At 51.7% G+C, this 16,217-nt stretch carries 12 protein-coding genes; 5 read left to right on the forward strand and 7 right to left on the reverse strand.

Annotated elements, in window-relative coordinates:
- The first annotated feature begins 141 nt into the window (after positions 1-141).
- The 3 genes from F4Y39_01435 to F4Y39_01445 are packed head-to-tail and all read left to right on the forward strand — an operon-like array spanning position 142 to position 3,485.
- Positions 142-924, forward strand: a complete 783-nt coding sequence (locus F4Y39_01435; GenBank protein ID MYC12368.1) for a M55 family metallopeptidase — start codon at positions 142-144, stop codon at positions 922-924.
- Between the two features lie 4 nt (positions 925-928).
- Positions 929-2,413, forward strand: coding sequence for a M81 family metallopeptidase (locus tag F4Y39_01440; protein ID MYC12369.1), 1,485 nt, complete (start codon positions 929-931; stop codon positions 2,411-2,413).
- Position 2,414: 1 nt separating this feature from the next.
- Positions 2,415-3,485: a pyridoxal-phosphate dependent enzyme gene (locus F4Y39_01445; GenBank protein MYC12370.1), complete on the forward strand. Its 1,071-nt coding sequence runs from the start codon at positions 2,415-2,417 to the stop codon at positions 3,483-3,485.
- A 16-nt stretch (positions 3,486-3,501) separates the two neighbouring features.
- On the opposite strand, the gene F4Y39_01450 is transcribed toward F4Y39_01445, so the two are convergent.
- From F4Y39_01450 to F4Y39_01470, 5 genes are all read right to left on the reverse strand, one after another.
- Positions 3,502-5,454 carry a hypothetical protein gene (locus F4Y39_01450; GenBank protein ID MYC12371.1) on the reverse strand — a complete coding sequence of 651 codons (1,953 nt, stop codon included), beginning with the start codon at positions 5,452-5,454 and terminating at the stop codon, positions 3,502-3,504.
- Positions 5,455-5,490: 36 nt separating this feature from the next.
- Positions 5,491-6,882 carry a hypothetical protein gene (locus tag F4Y39_01455; protein MYC12372.1) on the reverse strand — a complete coding sequence of 464 codons (1,392 nt, stop codon included), beginning with the start codon at positions 6,880-6,882 and terminating at the stop codon, positions 5,491-5,493.
- A gap of 8 nt (positions 6,883-6,890) precedes the next feature.
- A complete protein-coding gene (locus F4Y39_01460; GenBank protein ID MYC12373.1) occupies positions 6,891-7,802 on the reverse strand; it encodes a 50S ribosomal protein L11 methyltransferase in 912 nt (303 codons plus the stop codon).
- Positions 7,723-9,675 carry a hypothetical protein gene (locus F4Y39_01465; GenBank protein ID MYC12374.1) on the reverse strand — a complete coding sequence of 651 codons (1,953 nt, stop codon included), beginning with the start codon at positions 9,673-9,675 and terminating at the stop codon, positions 7,723-7,725. Before F4Y39_01465 ends, F4Y39_01460 begins: the two co-directional genes overlap by 80 nt.
- Before the next feature lie 166 nt (positions 9,676-9,841).
- Positions 9,842-10,480, reverse strand: coding sequence for a hypothetical protein (locus F4Y39_01470; protein MYC12375.1), 639 nt, complete (start codon positions 10,478-10,480; stop codon positions 9,842-9,844).
- A gap of 188 nt (positions 10,481-10,668) precedes the next feature.
- On the opposite strand from F4Y39_01470, the gene F4Y39_01475 reads away from it, so the two are divergent.
- Positions 10,669-11,649, forward strand: coding sequence for a GDP-mannose 4,6-dehydratase (locus F4Y39_01475; protein ID MYC12376.1), 981 nt, complete (start codon positions 10,669-10,671; stop codon positions 11,647-11,649).
- 15 nt (positions 11,650-11,664) lie between these two features.
- Positions 11,665-12,720, forward strand: coding sequence for a zinc-binding dehydrogenase (locus F4Y39_01480; GenBank protein MYC12377.1), 1,056 nt, complete (start codon positions 11,665-11,667; stop codon positions 12,718-12,720).
- Positions 12,721-12,790: 70 nt separating this feature from the next.
- On the opposite strand, the gene F4Y39_01485 is transcribed toward F4Y39_01480, so the two are convergent.
- Positions 12,791-13,996 (reverse strand): PorV/PorQ family protein, encoded by a 1,206-nt coding sequence (locus tag F4Y39_01485; GenBank protein ID MYC12378.1) that lies wholly within the window; start codon positions 13,994-13,996, stop codon positions 12,791-12,793.
- Entirely contained in the window at positions 13,938-16,157 is a 2,220-nt protein-coding gene (locus F4Y39_01490) for a hypothetical protein (GenBank protein MYC12379.1), read from the reverse strand. Before F4Y39_01490 ends, F4Y39_01485 begins: the two co-directional genes overlap by 59 nt.
- Between the last annotated feature and the right edge of the window lie 60 nt (positions 16,158-16,217).

A 16,217-nucleotide genomic window follows, 5' to 3' on the forward strand; every position in this document is an offset into this window, starting at 1 on the left:
CCGACCTCCTGATTACAAATCAGGTGCTCTACCAGCTGAGCTAGGATGGCTCTAAGATATAAAAAAATACTATTCTCGTTCCATGCGAAAAATACACAAAGCTCTAAAAACTGTCAAGAAGGAAGAAAAAAGGAGGTACCAATGAAATTTGTCGTCGCTGTCGATTGCGAAGGCGTAGCCTGTGGCGTGGGATCACCGGGCGCGTCCCTGAACTCTTCTCGAAATTTAGAGTTCGCCAAATTACAGGCCACGCGAGAAGCGGATGCGGCTGTCCGCGGATTATTTGCAGCCGGTGCAGAACAGGTAATTGTATGGGATAATCACGGCGGGAGCTTGAATCTGAATTACGACCTCCTGGACGAGCGGTGTGATATCGCGCTCGGCGTGGGATTTGAACACCGATTTCCCGGCATGGACGAATCATTTGATGGCGTAGCGTTTGTCGGCTATCACGCCATGGACAATACAGTTGATGGCGTGATGTGTCATACCTTCAGTTCCGCAACATATCAATGGATCAAGATCAACGGACGAGAAGTGGGAGAGATGGCCATAGACGCGGCTGTTGCGGGAGAGCGAGGGGTGCCCGTCATTTTTGCCTCGAGTGACGACAAGGGAACCGCGGAAGCCGAGTGTTTTTTCCCCGGCGTTGTCACAGTCACAACCAAACAAGGGATGGGATGGAATTGCGCGGTAAGCAAACACCCCAAACGGGTGGTAAATGAAATCTATGAAACGATCCAGAACGCCGTAACCAGGCGGAACGCGATAAAACCCTTTGCATTTTCATCTCCCCTGGCAATGGAAGTGCGCTATAAAAGGCTCGAAGCCGCGCAGTCGGCCAGCCGCGGATTTTCCGGCGCAGAGCGCGTTGATCCCTATACTGTGAGGCGAACGCTGCAATCCATCCAGGATTATTATTGAGAATATGCAAACAGGAGAAAAAATGAAAATTCTACTCGCAGCCTTCAAACAAGAAACATCCAGCTTTAACCCCGCGCGCACGCCCTACGATATGTTCGACGTGCTATTTGGTGATGAACTCCTCGCACTGCGGGGCAGCAATACCGAAATCGCCGGCGCGCTCGACATCTTTGCCGAACGCACAGACATCGACTTAGTACCCATCTATTCAGCATCATCTGTATCCGGCGGGCCAGTCGCCGACGCGGACCTCGACAAGCTCATGGAAGAACTGCTCACAGGCATTCGCAACAACGCACCCGCAGACGGAATGCTCATGGTCTTTCACGGCGCAATGGCTGGCGAAACCGAAGTCGATCCCGAAGGACATGTCCTCACCAAAATCCGCAACATCCTCGGCGATGTGCCCATTGTCACCACCTATGATCTACACGGCATCATCACCGACCGCCTCATCGAACAATCCGACATTATGGTTCCCTTTCACACGTATCCACACATCGACATGTACGAAACCGGACAACGGGGGGCGCGCAACCTGCTCGCCCTTCTCGATGGCAATGTCAAACCCACCGTCGCACATATCCGATTGCCCATGCTTGTGCGAGGCGACGAACTCATCACTAAAACCGGACGATTTGGTCAGACCATCCGCTGGTGTCAGGAAATAGAAAATTCCGAAGGGGGCCTGGGTAGCGGGGTCTATATCGGCAATCCCTTCACAGATGTACCCGACCTGCGCTCCAACGTCATTGTCTTTACCGACAACGATCCCAAACGCGCACAACGCGAAGCCAAACGCATCGCCCAATACATGTGGGACAATCGCGACCATTTCACCGCGCCACTCACTGCGATTCCAGACGCCATTCGCCTGGCTGAAGAAACCCGGGGCCTCACCGTCTTTTCCGACGCTGCCGATGCCACATCTTCGGGCGCATCAGGCGATAGCAATGCCATTCTCAAGGGCCTGTTTGAACACAATTACCAGGGCAGTGCACTCCTGCCCATTGTCGATCCCCCGGCTGTTGAAGCGGCCTTTAACGCAGGTGTAGGTGCCACCATAACCATACCCATTGGCGGTGCCATTGACAAAGCGCGTTTTTCTCCCATTGAATGCGAAGTCTATATCCAACTGCTCACCGATGGAGCATATATCACAGGCACGGGCACATCGGGACATGCCGGCAACACGGCTGTGCTCCAGGCCGGGACTTGCAGCATCATGGCGACCACGCGCCCGGTCAGTATTATGGACCGCAAAGTCTTTGAAGCGCGCGGCCTCGACCCACGAGACTTTGATCTGGTCGTGTGCAAATCGCCCAATGGCTTTCGGGTTCACTTCGAAGAAATTGCCGCCCGAATCGTACCTGTTGACGCACCCGGCTCCACCAGTGCCAACTTAAAATCCCTGCCCTTTACCCAATGCCAACGCCCTATATTCCCACTGGACGATGGCGTACAACCTCCACGAGAAATAGACGAATAGTATGACACACCTGCTATGCCAAATCTGTGGAAAAACCTGTAGCGCCAACACCTTGCAGTGGCGCTGCACCTGCGGTGGCCTCTTTGACCTCCACTTTGAGGCCGAACTTTGCGTTGACGCACTTCCCCACCGCCCGCCGACTCTATGGCGCTACCGCGAAGCCATTCCCATCGAAGACCACACCAATATCGTCACCCTTGATGAAGGGTTCACACCGCTAACACCCGTAACCATCGCTGGCAAATCCCTCCTCGTAAAACAGGACTACCTGTTTCCATCCGGCTCGTACAAAGACCGCGGCGCAACAGTTTTGATCAGCCATGCAAAAGCACTCGGCGTTCACCACATGGTCGAAGATTCGTCGGGCAATGCCGGCGCAGCTGTCGCGGCTTATGCAGCGCGTGCGGGAATTGCCTGTGACATCTACGTTCCCGACAGCACATCAGCGGCAAAACTCGCGCAAATCCAGAGCTATGGCGCAAACCTGTACAAAATCCCGGGATCGCGGGAAGACACCGCGCATGCGGTTCAAGACGCAGCGCAAAAACACTTTTATGCAAGCCATGTCTGGAGTCCCTTCTTCTTTCACGGCACCAAAACTTATGCCTATGAAATCTGGGAACAACGTAATTTCAACGCGCCAGACACACTCATCATACCAACGGGAAATGGAACACTGCTGATCGGTGCTTACATCGGATTCACGGACCTTCTCAAACAAAATTTGATCACCCATCTGCCCAAACTCATCGCCGTTCAATCCGCCCATTGCGCCCCTCTCGCGCCCACCTGGACGGGCAAACCCTCTGCGACCATCGCCGAAGGCATCGCCATTGCAGAACCCGCCCGCGCAGCGCAGATCGTCCAGTGCATTAAAAAAACAGGGGGCGACATCCTCACCGTTGACGATGACGAAACGCGCAACGCCCAAAAACTAATGGCCGAAATGGGCTTTTACATCGAACCCACCTCGGCCACGGCCATTGCAGCGTTTGTGAAATATCCATCTCAAAAAGACGAAATCGTCGTCGCTCCCCTCACAGGACACGGTCTAAAGTCTTTGGGAAAGTAGAGGCTAAAGATCGGTCTCAGGGATAGCAACTAACAAAGATGAGGAAATCGGCAAAATTAATGGTGCCATCGCCATTCAAGTCCATGCGACCGTCAAAGCCTTCGTCTGATAAACTTTTCCCATAAACCGCAACAAATAACAAAAAGTCGTCAAAATTCACCGCCCCATCGCCATTAAAATCGCACGGATTATGAGGCGTATTATTCTTGCTATTATTCGCCAGGATCACCTGATCCAGTATCTCGATACCATTGCCCTCCAAACCGACCACGGAATGTTGAATTTTACAATTTTTCAAGGTCGCGGTGCCGTAATTGCGGATGCCATACCAATCACCGGCTTTTGGTCGAGATGAATGCTCAGTTATTTGACCTTCAAATGCGATTTGCTGCCCTCCTGACGCATCGGCATTTATCGTTCCGTAGTTCACAATATCGACTCGCGAGATATCCTCTATATCGTGAATATCTATATTGGGATACGCGCGGATCACCGTTCCCGCCTCAATCGTCAAGGTCGCGCCAGGATACACCACAATATCACCCATGAGGTCAATGGTATCTCGCCAGGTAACCGCTTGAAGAATAGGGTAGTGGTGAAACTCGGTATGAGGAATCTTTTTACTGTCATAACTGCCGGTTTCAAATTTATTCCAGTTGCTTTTGTGAAACGGTCCCTCAGGAGATTTATTTTGGACAATCGCAGTTATCGGTAGCCAATCCAAAGGCGAATCCACTTCGAGTTCGCCCCATCTTACTTCGGCCCCCAACCAACTCATGTCTGCTGACAACCCCATATTATGGGCGTTATTTCTATCGGGCGTGGGCAAAAGCACCAAATCATAATATTGTGCGAGATCGGGATTTGTGTTCTCATCAACCACAGTACTCAAGACAATCCCACGGTTTGTCAGATGTTCCGTAAGATCAATAAACCATACTCTTCGAGGATAATCACCACCGGTTGGAAAACTGCCATGGGACCCCGCCCCGATATAAACGACGGGGTGGCTACCACCTTCTGCGGGTGCGAATTCTTTCTGAGGATTGAATTTTCTGCCGCCCTTTTTTATATAACTTAACCTGTCACCGTGAAACGAGTAATTCACGCCAAAAAGCTCCGCCTTAGCGGTATCTCTGCCTGTTATAATGACATCAATGAACGACCAATCCCCTTCGTGGTTATTTTTCCAATCATTAAAAGGATAAAAGTAATAATACCGTATTGTAAATTTGTCATGATATGCGGGAACGCTGCTCTCAATCTGAAAAATATGCGCGTATGCTGTATTCTTAAAATGCTTTCCAGCGCGGGGGTGAGTAGTATTTTCATAATAATGATACCAGTTTTCCGTGTCAGAGCCTTTTTCCTTATTGCCGGGATAGTCAAAATGTGGATCAAAAAAAAGAGCCGAATCTACCTGTGCTATTTGTGCTATCTCTATAGAACTTATCTTTGCAGAACCTTTCTGTATAGGATCTATTTGGATTGCTGCCTGTACAGGACCTGCTTGGACAGAACGGGTTTCCAACACTTTTAAGACGTCTAACAATATCGTATCCCGATAAATGAATTCTTTGGGTAAAAAAGCAAATTCATTTTTTGAAAAATCGACTTTGGGAAGCGCATTGAATTTGGGAAACGCTTTTATTACATCTGAATATTTGTAATTTCCGATATCCCCTTGATCGTATTTCCCTTCCGTTGTTCGGCCATAGACTTTCACTGAAAACCAAAGATTAGAAGCGGATTTCGCGCCCATGATTTCTACGGGTTCTGGGAATATTACTCTGCGGCCTGGGTTCTCTGGTTCTTCTGCCAAAATCAAAATTGGAGAAAATTTCTCGGCGAGCAGTTCGTCTTGCGTTTTGCTATCGGCAAGACTCGAAAATACAAAGATCAATATCGTCGCTATCCCTATCCCGTGAGCCCCATCACGGAACAAGTTTTGTACAAATTTTAAATCCATAATTCCATCTAAAAAATTATCAGGGCGGATAAGCCCCTACACCCGCCAGGAAATTTTCTCCCAATCCTCATCCTCGCATTGTTGCACGTATTCCCGCACAATCCGCAACGCATTGTCGGAACTGCCCGAACGATCCATATCCACCCAATTTATCGCATCGCGTTTTGCGACCATCCAGCTTTTCAAAATTTCAAAAGCGTCACCCGTTACAAGGTCTGATTCCAATTCCGCGAAAAAGTAGAACTCGTGCAGCGTACGCTCTACCGCCTCCCAATTCCACAGATCTTTGCGCGCTCGCACCTGAGCGAAAGACGTACTATCCACAACACAAAACAGCTCAACACATTCCGGCTCAGCCGATGGCAGAATCAGCACTATATTTTTTAAATTACCCAATTCCACATCGCGCTTGTGTACATCGAGTTGCGTATTAAACTCGGGCTGGCACAGTGCGATCAGTTTCGCCTCAAGCAGGAGCGCCTCAAGCTCAGATCCCACCGTCTCAACTTCCATGGACCATATCCGATTCAAAATCTGCTGCGTCTTTTCTGGTCGCTCCGATCTTCTGGCAAAATAACTGCCCACGCGCCTTCGCAAATTCACCGCCTTGCCCACATAAATCACGCCTCCCTCGCGATCCCGCATAATATAAACCCCGGGCAACTCGGGCAACGCGCTTAAAAATACCTCGTCAAAAGTATACGCATCAAAATTTATGGAAATAGGATCCGGGTACAGCGCGGCAGTCACAGATTCAATAGTATTAAGACCCTCCTCTTCACACCTTTCCAAAAGATGCAACAAAACATCGGCCTGCAAACTCGCCTCTCCTTCAGCCCCGCGATCTGACACAAAGGACAGTCCCATAGCAGAAGCCAGATCCTCGACAGAATGCAAACGGACATCGGGAAAGAAATGCCGCCCCAAACGAAACAGGCAAATCCCGGAATCCACGACATCTTTGCCCGTCATCAGGAGACACAATCTGTTCAAATCTCTCTTCATCCTGGGCCATTGAAATCCCACGGGAATCGCATCTCGTACTTCTTCCGCATAAGAAACCAATATCTCTTCCCGCGCATCCATGCGAACCTGAACCGCGGGAAACAGCGTCTCGCGCCCCCCCATCTGCACTTTGCGTCCTGCAAGCACATAAACCTCGGCATCCGCAGACGGGATCAGCCCAAAACAAAAAAAAGAAACCTCCCGCAGGGTCTTACCCTGTCCCGGAGGTCTTAAATACCACAGTCCACTGCGATCACATACAAACCGGGGATCATCATCAATAGCTGCACGCACCACTTGACCGGCTACGGCACCGCGTGCGCCGTGTAAACCCAGTGCCTCAGAAGCCAGTACCTCTGCGTGTACACCCGTATCGCGCTGCTCTAAAAAAGCATAGATGCGATCCTTAACAATCTGGTTCACAGTTTATCCTATCGGGATTTATGCACAATCGCACACAGCCATTCGCCATCGTCGAGCATCTCGTCAAGCACCAGATCGCTCCTATCCAGTACCGTGCAAAGCGCTTCGCGCTCGCGATCCAAATTCCCTCCCAAAATCGCGCACCCTTCGGGATGCAGTCGCTTTGCCAATTCTGGAATGAGCGGAAATAAAATACTGCTGATGATATTTGCAACTACCACATCAAAAATCCCCGATACCCTATCGACAGAACACTGCATCAAAACCACCTGTGCATCCACATCATTCAAAACACAGTTGGCTCGGGCATTCTCAATCGCAGATCCTTCAATATCCACAGCCACTACTTCAGCCGCGCCCAACTTCACAGCCGCAATGCTCAAAATCCCCGATCCCGTACCAACATCCAGCACCCGATCCCCTGATATTATCCTCTTCTCTAAACCCAAAAGCGCCAGGCGCGTTGTCTCGTGATGCCCGGTGCCAAACGCCATTTGAGGGTCAATCGCGATAGTAAAACCACCCGGAGGGTCGGGCACCCTGTCCCACGGTGGACAAATTACCATGCGAGGGGAGGGATAAACAGGCTGAAAAAAAGAACGCCACCCCAGTGTCCAATCCGTATCGGGCACGGGTTCAAAGCGGCATTCACAGGGCACGAGAGCCTGTTCTATCTCCGCTTTATTTTCTGCCGCCTCAAAATACGCCGTCAGCCGAACCCCATCGCTTATATCCTCTTCCACCACACCACAACAGCCCAGCTCGAACAACTTGGCAGACACAACCTCAACCTTTGCCCGCGGCAACACCACAGATACTTGAAAATAGGTATTCACTTTCTCACCATGAATGCGTGCGATGGCCCTGGCCGGGAAACCATATCTGATCGACAAAAAACGACAGAAGCACACCCAGAGCATGGCCTACGAGTAGCCCTAAAAATAAGGGACGCAAACGCCGATAGAGATCCACGCCGCCTATGCGTAAAATGATCGATTTGATGCCCCATGCCATAAAAACAGAAAAAACTGAATGCACGGCATGCGTCAGCGGCACGACCATGCCAATGGGCGCGAGGGGCCACCAGGTAAAGCGGTAGCGCATCAGACTCACCACGGCAAAAATGCCAATACCCAACAGCAAAAACAAAGGACGCTCGCTCTCCCATTTTTCTTCGCCCTTCAGGGCCTTGACCAGCCCATCGTAGGTTCGCGGCGGATAGCGCGTGAACGGAAAATCGTTAAAATTATAAGCCCCGTGCAAATAGCCCAGATAAAGCGAATAGGCAATTGCAGCACCAATGCCGATCACGAGCGTCAGTCCAATGCCCAAAATGAGCCGCTTCTTATTTCTTCCCGCCATATCTGCAATGCGCGCCGCATGCACGAGCGGGGGCATAAACATCGCTTTGCTCTGTGAGCGCACCGAATCAACCAGGCGCAATGCCGTCAGCGTTGAAGCATCAAATGATTTGGGCCCAAAAATAAAGGGCAAGAGGCCATTGGGCGTCATCGGCATGCTAAAATAAATCACACCGGTCTCTGCAATCACCCGCGCCGTGCCCAGATAAGTAATAAAAATACCCAGCGTAAGAGCAATCGCAACAGCCCAGCTAATGCCCACAGCCTGAAACCAGAAAATCAGAAAAATCAGACTAAGCAGCAGGCCAAATGCACACGCGCGATATGAAAGCATCTCGTCTGAATCATCGATCTGTCGATCTCCGCGAAATGCTTTGACAAACACATCGCGAATGTGAAACCTCGCCATCCACAACCCAAATAAAACCATCGCCACAAATGCACCCCCAGCTTGTAGCGAGGTCGTCGCATCTGCAGCACTACCTTTATTGCTCAGATTAATCCCCACGCGCCTGTAAAACATGACCTGCACGCAGTAAAACAAATAAAATACCCAGATGGAAAACAACACATCCAGGTTGGCAAAATAGGCAAAACCCACAGTATAAAAATTAAACCGCACATGAATGCGCGGGAAATACACGCCCATAGGCATCCACCCCGGTCCCAGACTGATAACCGGAAATCCGGGTGAAAAATAACTGATAATATTCCAGGACAGGATGAGAAATGGAATGGCAGCGCCAAAAAGGAAGAACTTATTCTTCAAAAGCGGTACTCTGTGCTCTGCTTCGGCCAGATCACCTGCCGGGTGCAAAATGGGATACGCCAACCGCTCGTGTTCTGCCCATTGCTTGCGCAACATCACCGCCAGACAAATGCACCCCACCACAATGGCTGCAATAAACGTCATCCAGCCAAACAAAGGCACAAACCAAACACCCCAGGGAATGGGCATGTCCGGACTGGGTAGGCCCTCAAACAACCACTGCATGGCCCCGCCTTCATTGGAGGGAATCAACCAGTTGGGCAAATACTGGTGAAAATAACTTCCCCACTGATTCTCTGGCGTGGCGAGATAATAGGGAATGGAAATCATGCCCAAAAAATAACTCGTCAGCCCAAAGGCGGGAACAGCAGCCCCCACCAAACCCATCGCCAGAATCGTCCATACTTCGGTACTCGTCAATGCCCATGGGGCCTGCCATCGACGCGCGATTGCATTGCCCAAAGTCAACACCACATAAGGCGCGAACAACGCGATTGGAAAATGCGTGATATTCATACGCGCGGTGTGGGCGATATATTCGACATAAGTATTCCACCCAATCACCAGCAACGCGAGTGCCAGACCCAAAATGATTGACCGCGCAGTCACACCTTCCCGCGCGGCGAGTGCATCGCGATCAACTATTCCCTCCCCAAGTGCCATCTTATAATATTTCCTCCTATGTCCTTCTATAATTGAGAAATTTTAGGTATCCCAATATATAAAAATACACAGCGGGGAACAATGAGCAATGGTCGAGAAGCGATAAACAAAAAACTCCCGACCTCTTTCAAGATCGGGAGCAGTCTATTTTCAGCAGTATCCGACTTTATCTAAAGAACACCGATACGCCACCCTTCACAAAATGGCGTTTGATGCGATCTTCCCCGGCAAATAAGACCGAATACCCATACATCGCAGTCAAAGCCGTGTATTTTGACAGCACCTGGCGCGTACCTACACCACCGCCCAATTCGCTGACATTGCCCCATCCCCAAAAATCGCGTGCGGCAAAGGCTTCTACAAACGGAAAGGTGCGCTTTTTAATCTGGATGGGAATATTCAACCGATAAAAACCCGACACCGAAGACCCAAACCCGTCATCCACCGTCATATAACGCCCCCGGGCATCTATTGTTGCATTGTCCAGCACTTGCGTTAGATCATCCCGATTAGGAGAATCGAGACCTGCGCGCCGGTCGTATTGCCTGTTGCCCGCAATAAAAGACCCCCCAATTTGGTGCCATCGGCTAATCGAATAAGCCACTTGGACCCCAGCGCGATAGAACAGACTACTGCCTGAAAACCGCACAGACATAATCGGCGTCACTTCCAATTGCCCCGCGCGAATAGGACCTATATTGACCTCGCCTTCACCTGTCTTTTCTTCTTCACCAACCACATCGGCCTGGGCAGGTGCGCCCAGAGCCAACAGCCCGGCAACCGTACACATCAGCCAGTATTTCATAGCATCTCCTCCTGAAAGGTTCTACCCCGGCACTTAATTTAAAATATCTAAAAGAATCCCGACTGTCAATGGCTCTTACTGAGAAGCCATGAACTTTTTAAAAACACGCATGTATTGACTTGACGTACCTTCGTATTCCCCATTAATTGTTGCGCTGGCACGCGTGCCGCATTTTCGAAAGGACTCTCATGGCAAAGAAGGCATTGATCACCGGCATCACGGGACAAGACGGTTCTTATCTGGCAGAACTCCTGCTCGATAAGGGCTACGAAGTACACGGCATTGTCAGGCGCGTGGCTCTCGAAGACCCCGAACACAGGCTCGGACGCATCACCCACTTGCAACACAAAGTGGAACTCCATCCCGCATCGCTCGAAAGCTTTCCCAGCATCTACAATGTCGTGCGCATCATTCGCCCCGACGAGTGTTACCACCTCGCAGCGCAAAGCTTTGTCGATACCTCTTTCAAAGATGCATTCTCAACACTCAATATCAACATCAACGGCACGCACTATGTCCTCGAAGCCCTCAATGAACTCGTGCCCGAATGCCGATTCTACTTTGCCGGATCGAGCGAAATGTTTGGCAAAGCCGAAGAAGTGCCCCAAACGGAAATCACGCGCTTTCATCCGCGCTCGCCCTACGGCATCTCCAAAGTCGCGGGATTTGACCTCACCCGCAACTATCGAGAAGCTTATGGCCTGTACGCCGCCAGCGGCATCTTGTTCAACCACGAATCCCCTCGTCGGGGATTTGAGTTTGTCACCCGCAAAATCACCTCACACGTCGCGCGCATCAAGCTCGGGCAAATCGGCCACCTCTCGCTCGGCAACCTCGACGCCAAACGCGACTGGGGACACGCCCGCGAATACGTCAAAGCCATGTGGATCATGCTCCAACAAGACGCGCCCGACGACTATGTCATCGCAACCGGTGAGACCCATTCGGTGCGCGAATTTTGCGAAATCGCCTTCTCACACGTCGGCCTCGACTATCGGGAACACGTGCAGATCGATCCGCGATTCTTGCGCCCGGCAGAAGTCGATCTGCTCATCGGCGATTGCACCAAAGCCAAAGACAAACTCAACTGGACTTACGACATAGACTTTGAAGGCCTCGTAAAAGAAATGGTTGACGCAGACCTCAGATTATTCTCAAAAAATTCATAACCCAAGGAGCTTGTTATGTCTCGCATCGGACGCGCCGCAGTGATGAGCGGCGAAAAATTTGAAATACGCGAATATCCCGTTCCCGATCCAGAACCGGGATCAATTTTACTCAAACAAGAACTCGCTGGCATCTGCGGCACAGACCTGCACAACTGGGAATATCAGCGATTGCGGGGTGAGATCATTCTCGGCCACGAAAATGTCGGCATCATCGACAGCCTGGGATCCGGTGTAGAAACCGATTATCTGGGCAATCCCATCGCGCCCGGAGATCGGGTCCTCTTCGCACCTGGCACAAATAAGGGTGCATACGGTTTTATACAAGCCGAAGAAGCCCCCTATTTGCGGGGCGGCTTTGGCGAATACATCTACCTGTGGAACCCCGATTCAGTCGTGCTCAAAACCGATATGCCCGCCGAAGTTGCGGTCATCACCGAGCCTTTTACCATTGGCGTACACGGCGCAATGCGTTCCGGCTTGCAATTTGGCGACACCGTCGTCGTGCAGGGATCGGGAGCCATTGGCCTGCTCACACTCGTCGCCGCCAAAGTCAGCGGTGCGGGCCGGCTCATCATGGTCGGCGGACCCAAAGGGCGTCTGGAACTGGCGGAGCGCCTCGGCGCAGACCTCACCATCGACATTGCCGATATACCCGACCCTGAAGAACGCACGAAAATTGTGCGCGAAAATACGCCCCGAGGCGCAGGCGCCGATGTCGTCTTTGAATGCGCGGGATTTTTGCCCGCCATTCCCGAAGGCGTCACATTCCTGCGGCACAGCGGCACTTATGTCGCCATGGGCCATTTTGTCGATGTGGGGTCTTTTGACTGCAACCCCAACCAGATGTTTATGCGCCGCAACATGCGCCTCGAAGCCGTGTGGGCAAGCACCCCCGAACACTTTGTGCGCGCACTCCCCATCCTCGAGCGAAACGAATACGCCTTTGCCGACCTCGTCAGCCACACCATACCCATTGACCGCGTAGCCGAAGGATTCAACGCCCTGCACAGCGGATACCATCTCGACGGCAAAGACACAATTAAAATTGCAGTTAAAGGCGGGTTGGTATAAACGAAACAACACAAAAAACAAAAACGGCGATGGAAATAAATCCACCGCCGTTTTTTAGTTTAAGGGTTAATCAGAAACTAATCGCGGCACTCACCATCTGCACGGGATCGGTGAAAGACGTATTGAAATGCTTGAACGCATAATCGAGGCGAACGCCTTTCCCGGCCTCGGTTTTGTAATCAATACCGGCACCGAACGAATAATCTTCCAGATCGTGGTTGTTCTTATACCCACCGCGTAGGGAAAAACCCATCGCAGAGGTCGCCTGCTTAAACCGATATTCTACACCCACAAGCGTGCGCTCGTCGAAATCTATCGGACTATGGATCTCAGTGACCAGATTCAGATGATGCGGCACAGGGATTCGGCCAAACAGCGAAATCATATCGAAGACAAAACCCAGGCGGAATGACCGGGGCAACTCGAAATGCTCGCGCTGAAACTGAGACTCCCCTCCCGGACTGAAATTCCGCACACTCATAGCAATCACCATATTCCGGAATCCCGTATTGAAGTAGGTCCCGATATCCACGGCAAAAGCATTGAGATCATTCGACTGCGTTTGCCGACTACCGGCGATAAAGACCTCACTCGATCCCAACCCCTGATGGGCGAAACGCGCCATTGCCCCTACTGAAAATCGATCGGTAATCTGAAAACCCCAGCCTGCGGACAGGGCGTAATTCGTCGTGGTAAATGTACCCGTCTCGGTGAATCCCACACTGGCGGGATCGGGATTGATTTTGGTACCATTGATCTCACCAGCGCTGTGCGTGATAAAGCCCACGCCAAAGGTACCCGGTGCATTTGGAAATTTGAAAACTGCGCCAGCAACCTGGTGATTTGTCTCAAAAATCCATTGGGCATGGGTAAAAAACGCCTGCCGTTCGTGTACAAAACCCAGCAACCCCGGGTTTAGAAACACCGCACCCGACGCATCGCCGATCAGACCTGCGCCCGCATCGGCCATCGCGGCTCGCCGCGCATCTGTGGAAAATCCGAGAAACACAAAACCGCTCTGCGCGGCTTTCACGCCAGAAGGTCTGACTTCTTCCTGATTTGGATAAATGGGTTCCAGATCGCGAATCTTTTCGCCGCCGAGAACCCGGGGATCTTCAAATTGAGCATTGGCCTGCACGCCGGAAAGGACGAACGCCAGCAGACAGACCCAGATAATATTATGTAATTTCACAACAGCCTCCTCGTCTGAATGCGAGCTACCGAATAACCACGAACTTCTCGATATCGGTTTCGCCCGTGTCGGGATTGGTAATATGCGCTACGTACACGCCACTGACAATGAACTGGTTGTTGTCATTTGCCATCAGCGGCCACTCCTCGTCGCCCGAACCGGAAACGTGATCGAGCCGCGTGACCAGATCGCCCTGAAGCGTAAAGATCCGGATAATGGCTCGAGCGGGCAGATTCACAAAGAGCAACTTGTTGGGCTGCCCCGTGAAGTTCAAACCGCCTGCCGACAAATCGCCACCCAAAATACTATAGGGATTGGGCACGACGCGAACGCTTGTCAGATCGTTGACAGGAGCCGAAAATGGACTCACGCCATTGCCGAGACCGCGCGTGGCAAAAATACTGCTCTCTTGCCCATCGGCATCCACGGCCGTAACCGCGTAGAAATACCGCTCACCGCGCACGACATCTGTGTCGATATGGCTGGTTCCCGTAATGAGCGTATTGCCATTGACCGGTATTGGCGGGTCGGGCAAATTGGTTTGATGACCGACCATCTTGTAGAGATTGTAGCCCACGGCATCGGAAACCGCTGACCATTCGACCTCATTTTGCGCGGGACCCGATTTGTAAGCCACATTGGAAGGCCACGACGGACCGAGGGGAAGACTCGGCGCCATCCCGATGGGCCACGACACTTCCTTGCCCTGCACTGTGCCGTTAACCGTGCGGCGATTTGCCCAGGCCTGTCGCGCCAGTTCCACGCCCTTCATCAGCGAATCCTGTCCGCTATTGAGAAAAGCCTCTTTCTGATCAAAAGAAATCGAACCATTGGCCCACTGCGCGCCAACGCGCTTGTTCTCATCTGTATGCGGGCCAGCTATGACCCAGGCTTCTACGATATGAACCCACTCCCCGGGTTTCAGATCCCACGGTCCCCAGGTCATCTGAAATGCCCACATATCGACAGACGTGGGTTGGTGGTCGGGGGCGTCACTCTGGAAAATGCGTTGATCGCGCGTTGTCCCCGGTTCCACGATAAAGTCATAGACCTCGGCGCGGGCATTTCCATCTGTAGAGACCCAGTTGGAACCATCGACGCGCTTTATCAGACGGGGTTGAGAAGTTTCAGAGTTCGGGTCGTTGATAAACCAGTTATTCCCATCGGACAAATCTTCAAAAGTCGTGGGATTTTGCGAGACGTAGAGCCAGACCTTGCCCTTGTATTCGGACTCTAAAAACTCGCCAGACGAGATCCGCGCTGCCTTGGCCAGTTCGAGAGCCCCGTGACCTTCAGCAGGTGCGGGTTCGCCGCGATCATCGCCATCCGGGCGATATCCAGCTTTGTTGGCTGAATCGGCGTCTCGCGCATAGAAGAGCTTTTGCTCGTCGTCGTAAAAATAAAGCTCATCCCATTCGCCGAGCGCGCCGAGATTTGCCGTGCGGTGGCGAGATCCAACTTCTACTGCGCCCTCATCCCGCACCTCGCCGGCCGGACCTTGCCCACCGCCTCTCTGGATATACGCGTTTTGCCCGATATAAAGGTTCTCAAACACCGGATTGGCCGTGCTCGACTCGGGACTCGGCGCAGACCCGCGCGCGCCTACTCTTGCGTCGGGGACATTGGGCGGATCGGGACGGCCATAACTCCGGATCAGAATAAACATCTCATCCTGCTCTGGACTTTGCCAGGCATAGAGCCTGCGCCGCTCCGTGATACCACCCGCATACCCCACTTCGAGGGGGATTAACAGATCGGCAGTCAGATCTGGGATCACCTGATCGAGGCGATCGGGAAAAATTGTCCACAGCGTCTGCGACAAATTCACGCCATCCTGCGTAACAGTTGGCGGCTGGTTGCGATAAATTTTTGGCGTAAGACCATCGCCGAGTTCAAAATGCGTGCGCGTAAAATCTCGCGCGTCTTCCTTATAGTCATTTACAAATTTTGTAAATGGCTTGCCCAACAACTCGGGCTGGTCGCCCTGAAATGGTTCAAAATAGGAAGGAACATTAAAATCTTCTATGGCAAACTGCCACCACCCGTCCATCACCTGCGCATTTACAGTACGGACATCGGGATTGGTGACGCCCGTCGCTCGTCCACCCGGGGAATTCATGACGACAAAATAGTCGATACTGGGCCAGGACCCCCACATCCTTCCGATCCATTGTGCACTGGCATCGCTCAATGGCATGAGCAAAGCAGCGAACACCAGAAGTGTTGTAAATCGTCTTTGTATCACATTTCTCTCCTATACATTAAGACGTAAACGTGAAAAAATTAAAGATGCCCTCCCAACCCC

The sequence above is a fragment of the Gemmatimonadota bacterium genome (genome assembly GCA_009838845.1).
GTDB lineage: Bacteria > Latescibacterota > UBA2968 > UBA2968 > UBA2968 > VXRD01.